The following is an 18,435-nucleotide window of genomic DNA, read 5'->3' on the forward strand; positions in this document are numbered from 1 at the left end:
TGAATTGTTAACGAAAACAAAGGAGAGCGTTTATGTCCACCTCCCTCACCTGGCATGATGTCATCGGCAAGGAGAAAGAGCAGCCCTATTTTCATGAAACGCTTGCCTTTGTTGCCGCTGAACGCCAGGCCGGTAAGACCATTTACCCACCACAAAAAGACGTGTTCAACGCCTTTCGTTATACCGAACTGGCGGACGTGAAGGTGGTGATCCTCGGTCAAGATCCCTATCACGGCCCGAATCAGGCTCACGGTCTGTCTTTCTCGGTGCTCCCTGGCGTGCCTGCGCCTCCTTCGCTGGTGAATATGTATAAAGAGCTGGCAACGGATATCCCGGGTTTTGAGCGCCCCAGCCACGGCTGCCTGCAAAGCTGGGCAGAACAGGGGGTGCTGCTGCTGAACACGGTGTTGACAGTTGAAGGCGGCCAGGCACACTCTCATGCCAAGCTGGGCTGGGAGACCTTTACCGACAAGGTGATCGCCGCATTGAATGAAAATCGCGAAGGTGTGGTGTTCCTGCTGTGGGGCGCGCATGCCCAGAAGAAAGGCAATTTTATCGACAGCAACCGTCACCACGTGTTGAAAGCGCCACACCCTTCGCCGCTTTCCGCCCACCGAGGTTTCCTCGGCTGCCGTCACTTCTCGCAGGCCAACCAGTTGTTGGAGCAACAGGGGCTAAAGCCTATCGACTGGTTGCCGCAACTGCCGCAGGCCTGATTCAGACGCAAAAAAGGCACCCGAAGGTGCCTTTTCTTTACTTAATTTCGCTTAAGCCTTGGCTTTGGAAACCGCAACCATCGCCGGGCGCAGCAGACGACCATTCAGCGTATAGCCTTTCTGCATCACCATCATTACGTGATTTGGCTGGTGATCGGCAGATTCCATCAGGCTCATCGCCTGGTGCACTTCCGGGTTGAACGGCACGTTAGTGTCGCCAACGATTTCGATACCGTACTTACGCACGACGTCCTGCAGGGACTTCAGTGTCAGTTCGATACCTTCGATCATCGCCGTCAGTTCCGGATTGTTTTTATCCGCCAAATCCAACGCACGCTCCAGGTTATCAAGCACCGGCAGCAGGTCACCGGAGAATTTCTCCAGAGCAAATTTGTGCGCTTTTTCAATATCCAGCTCGGTGCGGCGACGGACGTTTTCCATTTCCGCTTTGGCACGCAGCAGGCTGTCGCGTTCATGCTGCTGGGCTTCGGCCAGTTGAGCTTCCAGCTCAGCAATGCGCTCATCCCGCAGATCGACGCCCTCAGCCGCTTCCGGCAAGACTTCCTGCTGTTCCATTTCTTCCGAGACTTGCTCGTTTGGCGTCTTCTGTTCTTTACTACTCATGAATATCTCCGCGTTTTAGCATTAATCTCGCAACTTGGCTTATTATGGGGATCAAAACCGGGGTTTCAAGTCAACCGGTCACAATGTGGGGCATAAACTGGTCCCGGTGAGGAAAATCACAACAATGAATAAAAAATTCGCCTGTATTGGCATTGTTGGCCACCCGCGTCACCCTTCGGCGCTGGCAACGCATGAGATGTTATTTCACTGGTTGGTCGCCCGAGGCTATTCAGTGATGGTTGAACGGCAGATAGCCAAGGATTTGGGGCTGCAAGACGCCGTGACCGGTAGCCTGGCAGAGATTGGCCAAAAGGCCGACCTGGCCGTGGTGGTCGGTGGCGACGGTAATATGCTGGGCGCTGCGCGCGTGCTGGCACGCTACGACATTAAAGTGATCGGTGTTAACCGCGGTAATCTCGGTTTCCTGACCGATCTCGATCCTGACAACGCATTGCAGCAATTGGCCGACGTGCTGGAAGGCGAATACATCGATGAACAGCGCTTCCTGCTGGAAACCATCGTACACAAAGAGAACCAGCAGTGCCGCATCAGCACCGCGATCAACGAAGTCGTGTTGCACCCCGGTAAAGTGGCGCACATGATTGAGTTCGAAGTGTATATCGACGATCGCTTCGCCTTCTCCCAGCGTTCCGACGGCTTGATCATCGCCACCCCGACCGGTTCGACCGCCTACTCACTCTCTGCCGGTGGGCCGATCCTGACGCCCTCGCTGGAGGCCATCGCGCTGGTGCCGATGTTCCCACACACCCTTTCGGCTCGCCCATTGGTGATCAACGGCAACAGCACCATCCGGCTGAAGTTTTCGCAAATTGGCAGCGATCTGGAAATCAGCTGCGACAGTCAAATCGCGTTGCCGATCCAAGAAGGTGAAGAGGTATTAATACGCCGTAGTGATTTCCATTTGAATCTTATTCATCCAAAGGACTACAGCTATTTCAACACGTTAAGCACAAAACTGGGCTGGTCAAAAAAATTATTCTAAAAACTGCGCCAGCCTCTTTACTGTATATAAAACCAGTCTATACTGTATGAAACTACAGTTATGTATTTATACACAGGAAGGTTCCCATGCTGGCGCAATTGACCATCAGCAATTTTGCTATCGTTCGTGAGTTGGAAATTGATTTTCAACCGGGTATGACGGCGATTACCGGTGAAACCGGCGCCGGCAAATCGATCGCCATCGACGCGCTGGGGCTGTGCCTCGGTAATCGCGCCGACGGTAACGTCGTTCGATTGGGAGCCGCCCGTGCCGATATCTGCGCTCGCTTCTCACTGGCGGACACTCCTTCAGCAAGACAGTGGCTCGAGCAGAACCAGCTGGACGACAGCAATGAGTGCCTGTTGCGCCGGGTGATCAACGCCGACGGCCGCTCACGCGGCTTTATCAACGGTACCGCCGTACCGCTTTCGCAACTGCGTGAGCTCGGCCAGCGCCTGATTCAAATCCACGGCCAGCATGCCCACCAGTTATTGCTCAAGCCTGAGCACCAAAAACAACTGCTAGACGCCTACGCCGACGAACCTGCCCTGCTGGCGCAAATGCAGCAGGCTTACCAGCGCTGGCATCAAAGCTGTCGCGAACTGGCTCACCATCAGCAACAGTCCATCGAGCGTGACGCACGCAAACAGCTGCTGCAATACCAATTGAAAGAGCTGAACGAGTTTGCGCCGCAGGCAGGTGAGTTTGAACAAATCGATAACGAATTCAAACGACTGGCCAATAGCGGTCAGTTGCTGACCATCAGCCAGCAAACCCTGCAATTACTGGCCGATAGCGAAGAAAACAATATGCTGAGCCAGCTCTACACCGCCAAACACCTGCTGGTTGAGCTGGTGAGTATGGATGAAAAGCTCAGTGGCCTGCTGGATATGCTGGAAGAGGCGTCAATCCAAATCAGTGAGGCCAGCGATGAACTGCGCCACTATGCCGATCGCATGGATTTGGATCCAAACCGCCTGCAAGAACTGGAGCAGCGCCTGTCGCGCCAAATTAACCTGGCGCGTAAACACCACGTCGCACCAGAGGAACTGCCACAGTTGCACCAGCAAATGCTGGATGAACAACAACTGTTGTCACAGCAAGAAAACGACCACGAACACCTGGCCGAGGCGGTCACGCTGCATCATCAGCAAGCGCTGTTGCTGGCAGAGCAACTTCATCAGAAACGCCGGCATTATGCCGCCGAACTGACTACGTTGATTACCGACAGCATGCAGGCGCTTTCCATGCCACACGGCAAATTCAACATTGATGTTCGCTTCGAGCCGCAATATTTGAGTGCTGAAGGGGCGACCCGCACCGAGTTCTGCGTTTCCACCAACCCGGGCCAACCGCTGCAGGCCTTGGCGAAAGTAGCCTCTGGCGGCGAACTGTCACGCATCGCGCTGGCAATCCAGGTGATTACCGCCCGCAAGATGGAAACACCGGCGCTGATTTTCGACGAAGTGGACGTAGGTATCAGCGGCCCAACCGCCGCCATCGTCGGCCGCCTGCTGCGCCAGTTGGGGGAATCAACCCAGGTGATGTGCGTTACTCACTTGCCGCAGGTAGCAGGTTGTGGGCATCAGCATCTGTTTGTCAGCAAACAGACCGACGGCACCGAAACCGAAACACAGATGTCCCCCCTGGATAAACGTGCCCGTTTGCAAGAATTGGCGCGCCTTCTCGGCGGCAGTGAAGTCACCCGAAACACCCTGGCAAACGCAAAAGAACTGCTTGCTGCATAGAAAAGCTCAACTTTTTTACTTTCCTGAGGTCATATTGGGGCCCTGTAAAGGTTTCCAACTGCTGCAAGGTCTATTATCATCGGCATCCTATGCCCTAAAGGAATGTGATTACTATGCGCTGTAAAACGCTGACTGCCGCCGCTGTGGTTCTTGTGATGCTGACTGCAGGCTGTTCTACTTTTGAGAAGGTGGTTTACCGGCCTGACATCAACCAAGGGAACTACCTGACGTCAACCGACGTAGCTAAAATCCAAAAAGGTATGACCCAGCAACAGGTCGCTTATACATTGGGAACCCCAATGTTGCAGGACCCGTTCGGTACTCAGACGTGGTTCTATGTGTTCCGCCAGCAACCTGGTCATGAAAATATCACCCAGCAAACCCTGACGCTGACCTTTAACAGCGCGGGTGTATTGACCGATATTCAGAACAAGCCAGCGCTGACCAAGTAATCCGCGCAGGAACTATCGTCCGGCCCGTGAGGGACGCGTCAAGTTCTTCATGACAGTACCAGGCTGTAACTCGGAAGATAAAATTCTGATAAAAAACAAGGCGCACTCAGCGCCTTATTTTTTTGCCTTCTCTGCCCGTTGACGGCGCAGCTCTTTGGGATCGGCAAGCAAGGGGCGATAAATTTCCACCCGGTCGCCATCATTGAGCACATCACCCAACTTGGCCGGTCGGCTATAGATGCCCACCTTGTTACTTTGCAGATCAATGTCACCACGCAGCTCCAGCAGCCCGGAGGCGGTAATCGCCTGCTCAACGCTGCTGCCCTCGGCTAACGTGACGTTGCGCAGATACTGACGTTCCGGCAAGGCGTAAACCACCTCGACCCGTATCTCAGACACTGTAAACCTCTTTCGCCCGCTGGGTGAATGCCTGCACCATGTTACCCGCCAGCTCTTTAAACACCTTGCCGAACGCCAACTCGATCAGTTTGTTGGTAAATTCGAAATCCAGGTGCAGCTCAACCTTGCAGGCTTCCGGGCTGAGCGGCGTAAAATGCCAGCCCCCCATCAGCTTGCGGAACGGACCGTCAACCAGCTGCATATTGATGCTCTGGTTATCCAGCAGCGTGTTGCGCGTGGTAAAAGTTTTACTGATACCGGCTTTGGCAACATCCACCGCGGCGGTCATTTCATTGTTGGACGCGTTAATCACCCGGCTACCGGTGCAACCTGGCAGAAAATCGGGATAAGAATGAACATCGTTAACCAACTGATACATCTGCTCGGCGCTGAATGGCACTAACGCAGATCGACTGATCTGGGGCATATCATTTCCTGTGAGACACAAAACATACAAATCATACCATTTATCTATCGGCAAACAAAAAATCTGCTATGCAACACAGAGGCCAAAAATGCGAAAAATTGCGCAGGTGCTGAGCGGGAAAGGATTTCTTTCGCTGACGCATCCAGTATAATGAACACACTATGACAAAGAAAAAAGCACACAAACCCGGCTCTGCCACCATTGCGCAAAACAAGCGTGCGCGTTTCGAATACGCCATTGAGGAAGAATTCGAAGCGGGCCTGTCTCTGCAAGGGTGGGAAGTCAAATCGCTGCGTGCCGGCAAAGCCAACATCAGTGACAGCTACGTGACTTTTCGCGATGGTGAAGCCTACCTGTTTGGCGCCACTGTCTCACCGCTCAACGTAGCTTCTACTCATGTGGTCTGCGATCCGACACGTACCCGTAAACTCCTGCTGAAAAAGCGTGAGCTGGACTCACTGCTCGGCCGTGTAAACCGTGACGGTTACACCGTGGTTGCCTTGTCCATGTATTGGAAAAATGCCTGGGCCAAGATCAAAATCGGCGTAGCTAAAGGTAAGAAAGAACACGATAAGCGCGATGACATCAAAGATCGTGAATGGCAGACGGCGAAATCCCGTATCATGAAGCACGCCAACCGATAAGCCTCTGGCTTAACGGGATAAACTTCTGTTATACTGCGCGACGTAACTTGGGGCTGATTCTGGATTCGACGGGATTGTGAGGCCTTAGGAGCATGCCGAGGGGCGGTTTGCCTCGTTAAAAGCCGCAAAAAAAATAATTGCAAACGACTCGCAATTCGAATCTGCTGCTTTAGCAGCTTAATCAGCCTAAGAAACTGAAGATTCCCTCTCTCCCTAGCCTCCGCTCTTAGGACGGGGATCAAGAGAGGTCAAACCCAAAAGAGATCGCGTGGATGTCCTGCCTGGGGCTGAAGCGTTAAACCCAATCAGGCTAGTTTGTTAGTGGCGTGTCCATCCGCAGCTGACCGGCGAATGTGAAGATTGGACTAAGCATGTAGTGCCGACGGTGTAGTAATTCCGGACGGGGGTTCAAATCCCCCCAGCTCCACCAAATTCTTGGTTGATGGTTACCAGAGCCATCCAACGAAGTCCTAGAAGCCCGCAAGGCGCAAGCCCTGCGGGCTTTTTTGTGCCTTCAATTTGTCCCGCGAAGTCCGAAGAGAACTCATTAAATCCGAACCTTTTAGGCCCATTACTAAGTGAGCGCTGTATCTAATCCTGGGGGCAGGTCACTCAAGCAATAGATCCCGCTCAAATTGCGCCACAGCAGAATCACCGACATCATCATGAGAAGCAACTCAATAATCGGCTAAGGCCGGTGTTTTGCATTTTTGGGCTGACTGTTCACTGTGAGTGACCAGTTAGGGTAAACTCATCACCAACTAATCACTGGTTAATTGATTGTTTTTAAACAACCAAATCAAAAAGTGAACACTGTGACCAGTTTTTCTAAAATTCTTTTTTCTGGCGTTCAGATTATTGCCTTATTAGAGACTCTTCCAGTCAGGCAGCTTGTTGGCCCGCTTGCGCCAAGAGTGGATTAACGCCATGAATAAACCAAACAGCAAACCGGCAAAGAGGGCGTTTAATACCGCGGTTGGTACAGTGACACCTTCATTTTTCCAGCGACTAAACCACATGAGAATGCCCCAAAGAGGGCCAAACCAGACGGTAAAGAACAACGTATTCAGCCAGAAGGGGGCGAACGGTGGAGGTGGCATTTTACCTCCCATCTTCCAAAACAGGCGCAAGATCGGCGGCGCATAATTGCTCCGCCACATCTTTTTATCTTCCATCAGGGTTATTGCCTTTTTCTTCTTATCTTCAAATGCCATCATCCGAATCCTTTCATTGGGTATCTATAAAGACCGTCTAATAATATGCCTTATCCAGAGTCAGCCATAGCGTAAAATGAATGAACGTTCAGCCCTCCTGTAGCAAGGCAGATCTTACCGTCAGAAACACTTCTAGAACCGGCTCAGGCCGGTATTTGCATTTTTGGGCTGACTGTTCACGGTAAGTGACCAGTCAGGGTAAACTGATCACCAACCAATCACCAGTTAATTTATTGTTTTTAAACAACTAAAATAAAAAGTGAACAGTATGACCAGTTTTTCTATAAATCTTTTTTTCTTGGCAGCTTTGCCGTAACTTACTACTAATAACCATCCCCAAGGATTGATGATGACAGCACAAATACCAAGCACAGTTTTTACTGTCTGTGTCTCTATGACTGACTGGACATGTTGCCCTGACGAGTACGGCCCTTTCTTCCCCAATGAAGATTTAAAAGCAGCGCTGGAGGCCATGCACATCAATCTTAATCTTTGTGGTCTATGCGATTACTATTTTGACGAAATTGCGGTAGGGACTGGCGATATCCTGGTATTCACATCACCCAAGTTTACAGAGACCTACTTCATCGCTGACCTGTATCGAGAGATGACCGACCAACTAGACATTGTCACCTTTTATGTAAGTTGCCCTCAGCAAGAGGTTTTTGAGCAGGTAAAACCTTACCTGCGGAGCTTCTTCGACCATGCTAGTTGTCAAATTGCCTACGAAGAAAACAACATATCAATGACCGCCAGTAGTCTTGTTGAAAGCAAATCGGGCGATACCTACCGCGTGATAGAAGAAACGGGTTACCGACAAAAGGTTATTTTTCAATCTGGGAGTTTTGCTAATTAAAAGATGTGATCAGGCATAGATGAGACCACTCTTCCAAACTTGCTCACGGTAGTTTGCCCTACTCGTTCTGCATTGAAATATTTGCTTGGAAAGAATTCACAGAAAGATATCACTTTTATAATTGGTATACATTTAGGTATACCCAACAAATCTGAACTCAATTTTTATCAATGATTACAATAAACTAATCAAGTTATTCAGATTCCCCCAGCACGACACGAAAAAGCCCGCAATTCACGTTGCGGGCTTTTTCGTGTCTGTAAACAGATAACGGCTAGTGATCCAAATAGAGATAGTGCATCCAACTGGTCATGCGCAGCAGGACTTTACGCATAATGGAAAGATGCTCAAAGTGCTCGGTATACACCGCAGTCTGTGCCGTCACGCCATCGGGCAGTTTGTCGAGTTCCTTGCTGGGGGCCAGATCAATCATCACGTAAACCCCTTCCTGTTGGGCGCCGACATTTAACCCCTGCAATGCCCCGCTGGCCTGGTAACTGCCGTCTGGTACCACCGGCAACACCCGCGTCACCGAGCCGCCATAGATTTTGCCCGGCAAGCCGTTAAATACTACTTCGGCTTTATCGCCCTCGGTTAAACGCAGGATCGAGTTTTGCCGGAATACCGCCACCACCTGCCGTTTTTGCTGCGGAATAAAAATCATCACCGGCTTGAAAGGCAAACGCACTGCGGTGGTGCCCGGCCTGGCCAGTACCTGGGTAACATAACCGTCGCTGGGTGCGAGAATAGTGGTTTGTTCCAGGTTATAAGTGGCCTCTGCAATTTGTGACTTCAGGCTGGCGATATGGGCATCTTCACCGTTGTAGTGGCCCGAAAGCTGTTCCTTCGCCTGCTGATGCTGGGCCCTGGCGGCCTGTAACGCGGCGGATTGCGCCTGGTATTGTTGCTGCGCATGGCTGATGTCTTGCTCAGAAAAAGGGTTGACCGCCATGGTCGCGCCTTTGGCATAGCGCTGATAATCCTTGCGGGCACGCTCATACTCGGCATTTACCCGCTGAACATTCGCGGCAGACTCATTCAATGTCGCCTGGCGCCCACGTACATCCGCCTGCGCACCGGCAAGCTCCGCCTGCAGTTTGTTAAATCGGGCGCGGTAGCGGGTATCATCAAGGCGAAACAGAACTTCCCCTTTACGCAGTAACACGTTGGTTTTATCGGTGACTTCAACAATCATCCCCGAGACCTGCGGGACGATCGGCACGGATATCGCGATCTTCTGCGCCCGGTAGGTATAAGGATGGTTGTAGTTCATGCCCAGGATTAAGGCGCCAACAATAAAAATACCGCCAAGCACCGCCGTCGGCACCGTCCATTTATTGACCGGAATACGGAACAGTTTGAATACGCCGTAGCTCAGCGCGACGTAGCTGAGGATAATTAAGAGATCCATACTGTTTGCTTAACCTTTATTGGACGACGAGCTTTGAGCTGCAACCTGCGTCTGCATACGCTGCAATTCACTTTCGAGCCGATTAATTCGTGCCTGCAACACATCAGGTTGCTCAGCTTTGTCGCTCATTCCCCAGCCCCGTTCCGGCCGGTATAGGGTCGCCCAAATCCATAACAGTGGCCAAATGGCATGCAGAGTAAACAGGCTGACCCAGCCTGCCACATGGATAGCATCCTGATGCGGGTGCTGGCGTTTCTTGGCCAGCAGATAAGGAATATCGTGGATAATGATCACGCCGTAAAACAGAATTAAAAACACGGCGATCAATACGCCTAAAGCGAAGTAATCTAGAAACATGCGAAACCCTGGTTAATAAGGCTAAACTAACTACCGACGTCTATGACGTCTTATATTCTTTAATATCACTGGCAATGGTATCTATGGCATTTTTCACATCGGCCACTTTTAACTGCGACTTTTCATTATTCAGGTTCTCTCCGGACGCCTTCCTCACCACTTTGATTACCGGCTGGTTGGTTGAAGCGTCGATAAACTCACCTTCCATATAGACGGCGCTTTCCATGGTACGGTGGCCGGTTACGCTTTGCGTTGCGGCAACCAGCAGCGTAATCGGCAGTACCTCATACACCTGTAGCCCCTTCTTCTGCGTGTCGATCGCCGTGATAGCCCCACGGAAAATCAGCGTGTTTTCACGCGGTACATCCTCCAGGATAAAATGCGACCCCATAGCTTGCTTGAACTGCCCGTTGGTGTAACTGAGAATATTATCAAGCGCCTGCTGGCTCACCATCTCGCTAGGTTTTGGCCGTGGGAAATAGATCATCGGCTGGTAAACCAGATATTTATATTTGGAAAAATCAACGTTCTTATCCTTCCAATATAATACGTCCTTACCGGAGGCCGATTGGCTCTTGGTAATATCATTATAATTAGGCAGAAACGTCGAGTATTTCTCTTTTTCAGTGACCGATGATGAGCAGGCGGTCAATGTTAACGCCACGGGTAAAATTATCGCGCAGGTTTTTTTCATTATAATCTTCCATGTCAATTTTAATGCATAGCAAATAATTGACCAAAATAATACCCGCCGGTCAGTGATAAGTCATATGACAATACCGGCAAAAATGTATATCATTTTTGATATACAAACTCAGAATGGCTCACCGCGTGAAAGCAAAAGACTTCAGGATCGACGAACTCAGGATCGTTCGCACCATCGCCGAAAGCGCCAGCGTCAGCAAGGCGGCACAGCTGCTGGATATGCCGCAATCCAATGTGTCGCGCACCCTGACGGCGCTGGAACGGCGACTTGGCCTGGAGATATTTCTACGCAGCCCACGAACGCTGTCTTTGACCGAGTTTGGTGAACAGTTTTTACGCCGCGCCGCTCAGCTATTGGATGAGCATAACGACCTGCTCGATATGTCCGGCACCTACAAACAAAGCCTGAATGGCATGGTGACGCTTGGCGCACCGATCGGCATCCATTCATTCCTGACCCGTTATCTACTGCCGCCGTTACTGCGCGAGTCACCCGAACTGATCGTCGACCTGGTGACCCGCAATCCGGATGAACGAGAGAAAAAATATGGCGCGGTTTTCGACAGCGACTGCGATCTGCTGATTAGCTTCTTCCAGCCGCAGAATGAAAGCCTGATCGCCCGACCACTGACCCGCTTCCGGATGGGGCTGTTTGCATCGCCGGATTATATCGCCAACTCTCCGCTCGTGGAGCCGACTGAATTGGCACAGCATCGCTGCATTACCCTGCGAGTGTTGGGCGGCAGCCGTAATACCTGGAGCTGTTACAACTCGCACGGGCAGTTGGTCGATGTAGCGGTCAACGGCACCAGCATCTGCGACAATATTCTGCCGGCGATTGAGCTAGCCAAGCAGGGGCTGGGCATTGTTTATGCCCCTTACTACTCGGTGGCCTCGGCGCTGGAGTCCGGTTCACTGCTGCCCTGCATTGAGCGCGAACGCTGCATCGATATGCAGGCGTATCTTATTTACCGCCAACGTGGCGTGTTACCCCACCGGGTGCAGGTGATGATGGACAGCATCATGAATACCATTAAGCTGCACGAACATCGATTGGTCTAACCACCAGCATCCATTAACGCATACGGCTACCACTCCCGATATATTATTTAAATAAACCAAGAGTCCAATTTCGGACTCTTGTCGCAACCTTATGAAATTAAATAAAAACATAAAATTTAAATATATTTTGAAACATTCACAACCGCACTGAATTTAAAATAATGCGTAATATTGCCATGAGACAAATATAAGGAGTACATAATGAAAAAAAGAATAAAAATGCTGATCGCCGGCATGTGTTTATTTTCCGCCGGTTCTGTCTTTGCCGCCGAAGGCTTGCAAAGCGCCAGTCGTCTGGCCGGTGTATTGGATCTGAGCCAAACACAGCGCCAGGAAATACATGTTATTCGCGATAAGGCACAACTGCAGCTCGACAGCATCAAAACGGATAAGGTCGACAACGGAGCCATTCTGAAAGTGCTTAACTCCTCTCAGTGGGACGAGCCAACGGTAAAAAAGCGCATTGCCGAAATGGGCATTTATCAACAACAGGCGGACTATATCCGTTACCGCTACTTGTTTGACGTGATGCAAACCCTGACGCCAGAACAGAAAACCAAACTGCAAAAAATGATCAAGTAACCCCATCCCCAGGTATACCCACTGCCAGTCATTCCCCCGGCAGTGGGTTACGCCCAGGGCAAAGAACGTTTAATTCCCCGAATTAAGCAGCCTCCCCTATACTCAGCTGGTACAACACGCATAGACTACAAGCTAACGCGCTGATTAACGGGGAATCAAGGTGACAGACAAGCCGCATGCAGCCGGGAGTGCTCCAGGCAACGACCACTTCAATGATGCTCTGCAAAAAATCATTCCGCATAAGCCGAGCGACATCATTGCTCGTCTGATGGCGGAGCTGAAACCCGAGGCCGTCGAAGTGACCGCCAGACGCTCACGCCAGTTCAGCGGTAAAAACCCTCAGGTATTCCTGCTGTTGAAGGGGGCGGTCAACCTGCATCGTCAGTCGGACGACCTGCTGATGACCACCATCTACGCACCGCATATCATCGGCCTGGCGGAGCTGCTGCACCCGGTGGGACAAACCTATCTGCATCTGGAAAAAGACTGTGAGATCCATGTGGTGGCAGGCAGCAAGGTGCTGCAAAAGCTCGACCAGCACCCCATGTTATGGGCCGACGTTTCGCACATTTTGGCTTATCAACTGCATTTCGCCAGCCTGCGAGACCTGCACTTGCTGAATAACCATGCTTATGACGCCATCCGCGGCAAGCTATTGGAATTGATCAATGCACCAGAAAGCACACGGCTCGACTATTCGGCATTGAGGTATATTCAGGAACGCACCACACTGGCGCGCAGCACCATATTAAAATGTTTGAGTGACTTGAAGACTGGCGGTTATATTGCCATGGAGAAAGGCCACCTTACTCAGGTGTTTAATTTGCCTCAGCGTTATTAAAAAAAGCCGCTGGGGATGCCAGCGGCAACGGACACTACTGATATTTTCTTTCTAGCTTTCTTATTGCTTACACACAGTGGCAATAATAGAGTAATAAAATCCTATGCCCATCATTATCCGGTCCGAATTCGGACTCTTTCCGCCGTAATTATTCCGTAAAATACACCGCAATCAATCTCTTTCTGTATTTAATCAGCCGCCAGAGCGCGTTGCTATACCTTCTGGCCAACGGGATAACCATGAACAAATACGCATTATGCTTAACCGGCAGTCTGCTGCTGTGCGGCGGTCTGTTGCTTACCGGCTGCAAGGATCAAAATCCCAAATCTGCACAGCTTCCGCCGCATCCGGTCGGTGTAGTCACCTTGCGCTCTCAGCCACTGGCAATAAAAACAGAACTGCCGGGTCGCACCAACGCTTACCGCACGGCGGAAGTCCGGCCTCAGGTCAGCGGTATTGTCCTCAAGCGCCAGTTTGTCGAAGGCAGTGACGTGCAGGCTGGCCAATCGCTGTATCAGATCGACCCGGCCAGCTATCAGGCCGCCTGCGACAGCGCGCTGGGCGATCTGAAAAAGGCCCAGGCCAGCAGCGAAATAGCGCATCTGACCGTAAAGCGTGAGCAACCGCTGCGGGCCAAAAACTACGTAAGCCCGCAGGAATTCGACACCAGCGTGGCTCAAGCCAGGCAGGCCGATGCCGACGTCATTGCCGCCCGCGCAGCACTGGAAAGCGCACGCATCAACCTGCAGTACACCAAGGTTATTGCACCAATCTCCGGGCGCATCGGCAAATCCAGCGTCACCGAAGGTGCGCTGGTGACCTCCAGCCAGAGCAGCGCGCTGGCGACGGTACAACAATTGGATCCGATGTATGTCGACGTCACCCAGTCCAGCGACGATTTCCTCAAGCTTAAACAGGCTATCGCCTCCGGTACCATTACCCACAACGGCGGCAAAGTGCCGGTCAGCCTGATCCTGAATAACGGCCAGCGCTATCAGCCTACCGGCACCCTGGAATTCTCCGACGTCACCGTTGACCAAAGCACCGGTTCCATTACCCTGCGCGCCATCATCCCTAATCCGCAGCATAGCCTGCTGCCCGGCATGTATGTCCGCGCCGAGATTGACCAGGGGCAGCAGAAAAACGCGCTATTGGTGCCGCAGCAAGGTATCACTCGCAACCCGCGCGGCGAAGCCACAGCGCTGATTGTCGACGCCCACAACCAGGCGCAGTTGCGCCAGGTGAACGCCAGCCAGGCGATCGGCGACAAATGGTTGGTGACGTCGGGGTTGCAGGCCGGCGACAGAGTGATCGTCAGCGGCCTGATGCGCCTGAAGCCGGGCATGAAGGTGCGGGCAACGGAAGAGACGCCGGACACCGCCCAGGCCTTGTCTGACGTGTATCACGGTTAAGGGGCGCCAAGGCATGTCTAATTTCTTTATCAACCGCCCGATATTTGCCTGGGTCATCGCTATCATCGTCATGATGGCCGGTGCCCTGTCCATCATGAAGCTGCCGATCGCCCAGTATCCCACCATCGCGCCACCGGCGGTCAGTATCACTGCCAGCTACCCGGGGGCCGACGCCAAGACGGTGCAGGATACGGTCACCCAGGTGATTGAGCAGAATATGAATGGCCTGGACGGCCTGATGTACATGTCGTCCAACAGTGACGCCGCCGGTAACGCCACGGTCACCCTGACCTTTGCCACCGGCACCGATCCGGACATTGCTCAGGTACAGGTGCAAAACAAGCTGCAACTGGCGATGCCGCTGCTGCCGCAGACCGTGCAGGATCAGGGGATTAACGTGCAGAAGGCCTCCAGCAGTTTCCTGATGGTGGCCGCCTTCACTTCCGACAGCAGTGCCATGACGCAGGCCGATCTGGCGGACTATGCGGTCGCCAATATCAAAGACCCGATCAGCCGTACCAGCGGCGTCGGTCAGGTACAGTTGTTCGGCGCGCAATACGCCATGCGCATCTGGCTGGATCCCAACAAGCTGGATAATTACCAACTGACCAGCGAAGACGTGGTCCGTGCCATCAAGGCGCAGAACAACCAGATTGCCGGTGGCCAGCTCGGCGCCCTGCCGGCGGTACCGGGGCAGCAGCTCAACGCATCGATCATTGCCCAAACCCGCCTCAGTTCGCCGCAGCAGTTCGGCAATATCCTGCTGCGCGTCAATCAGGATGGTTCTCAAGTGCATCTGCGTGACGTTGCACGCATTGCGCTGGGCAGCGAAAACTACACCACCAGCGCCGAATACAACGGCAAACCGGCCGCCGGGCTGGGGATTAAATTAGCCACCGGCGCCAACGCGCTGGATACCGCCAACGCGGTGAAGGCTGAAATTGGTCGTCTGGAACCTTATTTCCCGGCCGGGATGCACGTGGTATATCCGTATGACACCACGCCGTTCGTTAAAATCTCGATCGGTGAAGTGGTGAAAACGCTGATCGAAGCCATCATCCTGGTGTTCCTGGTGATGTATCTGTTCCTGCAAAATCTCCGTGCCACGCTGATCCCGACCATTGCGGTGCCGGTGGTGTTGCTGGGGACCTTCGCCATTCTGGCGGCCTTTGGCTTCTCGATAAACACCCTGACGATGTTCGGCATGGTGCTGGCCATTGGCTTGTTGGTGGATGATGCCATCGTGGTGGTAGAGAACGTCGAGCGTGTAATGTCCGAAGAGGGACTGCCGCCGAAGGAAGCCACCAAGAAATCGATGGAACAGATCCAGGGCGCACTGGTGGGCATCGCTATGGTGCTGTCGGCGGTATTTATTCCCATGGCGTTCTTCGGTGGCTCAACCGGCGCCATCTATCGCCAGTTTTCAGTCACCATCGTTTCCGCCATGGTGCTGTCGGTACTGGTGGCGATGATCCTGACTCCGGCACTGTGCGTCACGCTGTTGAAACCCGGCGTGCACGTGCCTAAAACCGGCTTCTTCGCCTGGTTTAACCGCCTGTTCGAACGCAGCACCCAACATTATCAGGGCAGCATCGGCAATATCCTCAACCATACCGGTCGTATGCTACTGATCTACCTGCTGATTGTGATTGGTATGGCGCTGTTGTTCATCCGCTTGCCCACCGCCTTCCTGCCCGACGAGGATCAGGGGGTATTCATGAACATGATCCAACTGCCGGCCGGCGCCACCCAGCAACGCACCGAGGACGTATTGGGGCAGGTAACCCACTACTACCTGAACAAGGAGAAGGCTAACGTCAATTCGGTCTTCACCGTTGCCGGGTTCGGCTTTAACGGCAACGGCCAAAATAACGGGTTGGCGTTTGTCAGCCTGAAGGACTGGAGCCAACGTCCGGGGGAGAAAAACAAGGTTGAGGCGATCATCAAGCGCGCCAATATGGACTTTGCCCACACGATCAAACAAGGCATCGCCTTTGCCTTTAACCTGCCAGCGATTACCGATCTCGGCACCGCTACCGGCTTTGACTTTGAGCTGATCGACAACGGCGGCCTCGGCCATGCCGCGTTAACCAAGGCACGTAACCAGTTGCTGTTTATGGCCGCCAAATACCCTAACGTGGCAACCAAAATTCGTCCGAATGGCCTGGAGGACACGCCGCAGTTCAAGGTCGATGTCGATCAGGCCAAGGCCGAGGCGCTGGGGGTTTCGGTTGACGACATCAACCAGACGCTGTCCACCGCCTGGGGCGGCACCTACGTTAATGACTTTATCGATCGCGGTCGGGTGAAAAAGGTCTATGTGCAGGCCGATGCGCCGTACCGCATGCTGCCGGACGATCTCAACCAATGGTACGTGAAGGGTAACCGCGGCCAGATGGTACCGTTCTCCGCCTTTGCCAGCGCGCACTGGGAATACGGCTCACCACGCCTGGAGCGTTACAACGGTCTGCCTTCGATGGAAATTCTGGGTGAACCAGCCCCAGGGCGCAGTTCAGGCCAGGCGATGATGCTGATGGAAAAACTGGCGGCCAAACTGCCGAAGGGCATCGGCTATGACTGGACCGGCATGTCTTATCAGGAACGACTTTCCGGCAACCAGGCTCCCGCGCTGTACGCCATCTCGCTGGTGGTGGTGTTCCTGTGCCTGGCGGCGCTGTATGAAAGCTGGTCCATCCCGTTTGCCGTGATGCTGGTGGTGCCACTCGGCGTGGTCGGTGCGCTGTTGGGGGCCACCTTACGCGGCCTCAATAACGACGTTTACTTCCAGGTCGGCCTGCTGACCACCATTGGCCTGTCAGCCAAAAACGCCATTCTTATCGTCGAATTCGCCAAGGATCTGATGGAGAAAGAGGGCAAACCGCTGATTGCCGCCACCCTTGAAGCCACCCGCATGCGTCTGCGTCCGATTCTGATGACCTCGCTGGCCTTTATCCTTGGCGTGCTGCCGCTGGTTCTCAGCAGCGGTGCCGGTTCCGGCGCGCAGAACGCAGTCGGCACCGGCGTCATGTTCGGCATGATCAGCGCCACCCTGCTGGCGATATTCCTGGTCCCGGTATTCTTCGTTGTCGTCCAACGTCGCTTCGGCCGTAAATAACCCGATTAACCCTGGCGGGCCGCTTTGGCCCGCACTTTTTTAAAAGGCCTCATGATGATTAAAAAACAGAAATTAACCTGGATCCTGCTGAGCGCGGGTTGCTTAAGCCACCCCGCCTGGGCGCAAAGCCCGTGGACATTGGGTGCGTCGGTGTTGGTCAGCCCCAGCCCTTATCAGGGGGAACAGGACCGGGTAATGCCACTGCCGGTGATCGGTTATGACAGTGACCGTTTCTTCGTGCAGGGGCTCAGCGCCGGAGCCTATCTGTGGAAGGACCAGCAGAATCAACTCAGCCTGAACGCCTACTATTCTCCGTTGCATTTCAAGGCCTCCGACAGCGACAACGACGCCATGAAACAGTTGAACAACCGTCACGCCACCATGATGGGCGGTATCGGCTATCGCCACCAGGCCAGTTGGGGCACCCTCCGTACCGAGCTGGCGACCGATATGCTGAACAACAGCAACGGCTTTACCGGCGACGTCGCCTATCTGTACCCGATCGAACGCGGTGATTGGCAACTTCGGCCCGGCGTTGGCGTCACCTACAGCAACGGCAAAACCAATGATTACTACTATGGCGTTTCTTCCGATGAGTCGGCGCGCAGCGGACTCTCTGCTTATAAGGCCGGTTCGTCCTGGTCGCCCTATCTGGAACTGTCAGCCAGCTACCAGGTGACCCCGCAATGGACGACCTTTATCACCGGGCGTTATACCCACCTGGCGAACAGCATCACCGACAGCCCGATGGTGGATAAAAGCGGCAGCGGCATGCTATGGACCGGCGCGACCTACCGCTTCTGACCCGGCGGTCCGATTCCGGACCCGGTTTAAATATCGCCCAATGAGTGAACATGGGATTCTGGG

At 53.2% G+C, this 18,435-nt stretch carries 19 protein-coding genes and 1 other RNA gene; 13 read left to right on the top strand and 7 right to left on the bottom strand.

Annotation, left to right across the window (positions count from 1 at the left end):
• Window positions 1-32: 32 nt before the first annotated feature.
• Window positions 33-716 (top strand): uracil-DNA glycosylase, encoded by a 684-nt coding sequence (gene ung, locus F8R23_RS18515; protein ID WP_112348575.1) that lies wholly within the window; start codon window positions 33-35, stop codon window positions 714-716.
• 51 nt (window positions 717-767) lie between these two features.
• On the opposite strand, the gene grpE is transcribed toward ung, so the two are convergent.
• Entirely contained in the window at window positions 768-1,340 is a 573-nt protein-coding gene (grpE, locus tag F8R23_RS18520) for a nucleotide exchange factor GrpE (RefSeq protein ID WP_017893731.1), read from the bottom strand.
• 124 nt (window positions 1,341-1,464) lie between these two features.
• Here grpE and nadK point away from each other — a divergent pair, with 124 nt between their 5' ends.
• The 3 genes from nadK (at window position 1,465) to bamE (ending at window position 4,543) form a co-directional block, all read left to right on the top strand.
• On the top strand, window positions 1,465-2,343 hold the full coding sequence (gene nadK / locus F8R23_RS18525; RefSeq protein ID WP_085118374.1) for an NAD(+) kinase: 879 nt from the start codon (window positions 1,465-1,467) through the stop codon (window positions 2,341-2,343).
• An 86-nt stretch (window positions 2,344-2,429) separates the two neighbouring features.
• A complete protein-coding gene (gene recN / locus F8R23_RS18530; protein ID WP_165366400.1) occupies window positions 2,430-4,091 on the top strand; it encodes a DNA repair protein RecN in 1,662 nt (553 codons plus the stop codon).
• A gap of 113 nt (window positions 4,092-4,204) precedes the next feature.
• Window positions 4,205-4,543, top strand: coding sequence for an outer membrane protein assembly factor BamE (gene bamE / locus F8R23_RS18535; protein WP_012146393.1), 339 nt, complete (start codon window positions 4,205-4,207; stop codon window positions 4,541-4,543).
• 114 nt (window positions 4,544-4,657) lie between these two features.
• On the opposite strand, the gene F8R23_RS18540 is transcribed toward bamE, so the two are convergent.
• Window positions 4,658-4,942, bottom strand: a complete 285-nt coding sequence (locus tag F8R23_RS18540; RefSeq protein ID WP_112348572.1) for an RnfH family protein — start codon at window positions 4,940-4,942, stop codon at window positions 4,658-4,660.
• Entirely contained in the window at window positions 4,935-5,369 is a 435-nt protein-coding gene (locus F8R23_RS18545; protein WP_020828273.1) for a type II toxin-antitoxin system RatA family toxin, read from the bottom strand. The genes F8R23_RS18540 and F8R23_RS18545 overlap by 8 nt, the downstream gene beginning before the upstream one ends.
• A 161-nt stretch (window positions 5,370-5,530) precedes the next feature.
• Between F8R23_RS18545 and smpB the strand changes: the two genes are divergently transcribed.
• Window positions 5,531-6,013 (top strand): SsrA-binding protein SmpB, encoded by a 483-nt coding sequence (gene smpB / locus F8R23_RS18550; protein WP_085118380.1) that lies wholly within the window; start codon window positions 5,531-5,533, stop codon window positions 6,011-6,013.
• A gap of 49 nt (window positions 6,014-6,062) precedes the next feature.
• Window positions 6,063-6,443: a transfer-messenger RNA gene (gene ssrA / locus F8R23_RS18555) on the top strand.
• 436 nt (window positions 6,444-6,879) lie between these two features.
• On the opposite strand, the gene F8R23_RS18560 is transcribed toward ssrA, so the two are convergent.
• Window positions 6,880-7,227 (bottom strand): DUF6404 family protein, encoded by a 348-nt coding sequence (locus tag F8R23_RS18560; RefSeq protein WP_129937470.1) that lies wholly within the window; start codon window positions 7,225-7,227, stop codon window positions 6,880-6,882.
• 346 nt (window positions 7,228-7,573) lie between these two features.
• On the opposite strand from F8R23_RS18560, the gene F8R23_RS18565 reads away from it, so the two are divergent.
• A complete protein-coding gene (locus F8R23_RS18565; protein WP_129937430.1) occupies window positions 7,574-8,083 on the top strand; it encodes a hypothetical protein in 510 nt (169 codons plus the stop codon).
• 274 nt (window positions 8,084-8,357) lie between these two features.
• Here F8R23_RS18565 and F8R23_RS18570 read toward each other — a convergent pair whose 3' ends face one another.
• Genes F8R23_RS18570 through F8R23_RS18580 form a run of 3 tightly spaced genes read right to left on the bottom strand, consistent with a single transcriptional unit; the run spans window position 8,358 to window position 10,545 of the window.
• Window positions 8,358-9,494: an HlyD family secretion protein gene (locus tag F8R23_RS18570; protein WP_151415885.1), complete on the bottom strand. Its 1,137-nt coding sequence runs from the start codon at window positions 9,492-9,494 to the stop codon at window positions 8,358-8,360.
• Window positions 9,495-9,503: 9 nt separating this feature from the next.
• A complete protein-coding gene (locus F8R23_RS18575; RefSeq protein ID WP_112348568.1) occupies window positions 9,504-9,851 on the bottom strand; it encodes a DUF3302 domain-containing protein in 348 nt (115 codons plus the stop codon).
• Between the two features lie 40 nt (window positions 9,852-9,891).
• On the bottom strand, window positions 9,892-10,545 hold the full coding sequence (locus F8R23_RS18580; protein WP_129937432.1) for a DUF3313 domain-containing protein: 654 nt from the start codon (window positions 10,543-10,545) through the stop codon (window positions 9,892-9,894).
• A gap of 125 nt (window positions 10,546-10,670) precedes the next feature.
• Here F8R23_RS18580 and F8R23_RS18585 point away from each other — a divergent pair, with 125 nt between their 5' ends.
• From F8R23_RS18585 to F8R23_RS18610, 6 genes are all read left to right on the top strand, one after another.
• A complete protein-coding gene (locus tag F8R23_RS18585) occupies window positions 10,671-11,618 on the top strand; it encodes a LysR family transcriptional regulator (RefSeq protein ID WP_165367318.1) in 948 nt (315 codons plus the stop codon).
• Window positions 11,619-11,819: 201 nt separating this feature from the next.
• Entirely contained in the window at window positions 11,820-12,200 is a 381-nt protein-coding gene (locus F8R23_RS18590) for a Spy/CpxP family protein refolding chaperone (RefSeq protein WP_112348566.1), read from the top strand.
• Window positions 12,201-12,360: 160 nt separating this feature from the next.
• Window positions 12,361-13,041: a helix-turn-helix domain-containing protein gene (locus tag F8R23_RS18595; protein ID WP_129938955.1), complete on the top strand. Its 681-nt coding sequence runs from the start codon at window positions 12,361-12,363 to the stop codon at window positions 13,039-13,041.
• Between the two features lie 233 nt (window positions 13,042-13,274).
• Window positions 13,275-14,453: an efflux RND transporter periplasmic adaptor subunit gene (locus F8R23_RS18600; protein ID WP_390901306.1), complete on the top strand. Its 1,179-nt coding sequence runs from the start codon at window positions 13,275-13,277 to the stop codon at window positions 14,451-14,453.
• 13 nt (window positions 14,454-14,466) lie between these two features.
• Window positions 14,467-17,568: an efflux RND transporter permease subunit gene (locus F8R23_RS18605; RefSeq protein ID WP_151415887.1), complete on the top strand. Its 3,102-nt coding sequence runs from the start codon at window positions 14,467-14,469 to the stop codon at window positions 17,566-17,568.
• Between the two features lie 51 nt (window positions 17,569-17,619).
• On the top strand, window positions 17,620-18,372 hold the full coding sequence (locus tag F8R23_RS18610) for a MipA/OmpV family protein (protein WP_151415888.1): 753 nt from the start codon (window positions 17,620-17,622) through the stop codon (window positions 18,370-18,372).
• Window positions 18,373-18,435 lie beyond the last annotated feature (63 nt).

This window comes from Serratia proteamaculans (assembly GCF_008830365.1).
GTDB classification, from domain to species: domain Bacteria; phylum Pseudomonadota; class Gammaproteobacteria; order Enterobacterales; family Enterobacteriaceae; genus Serratia; species Serratia proteamaculans.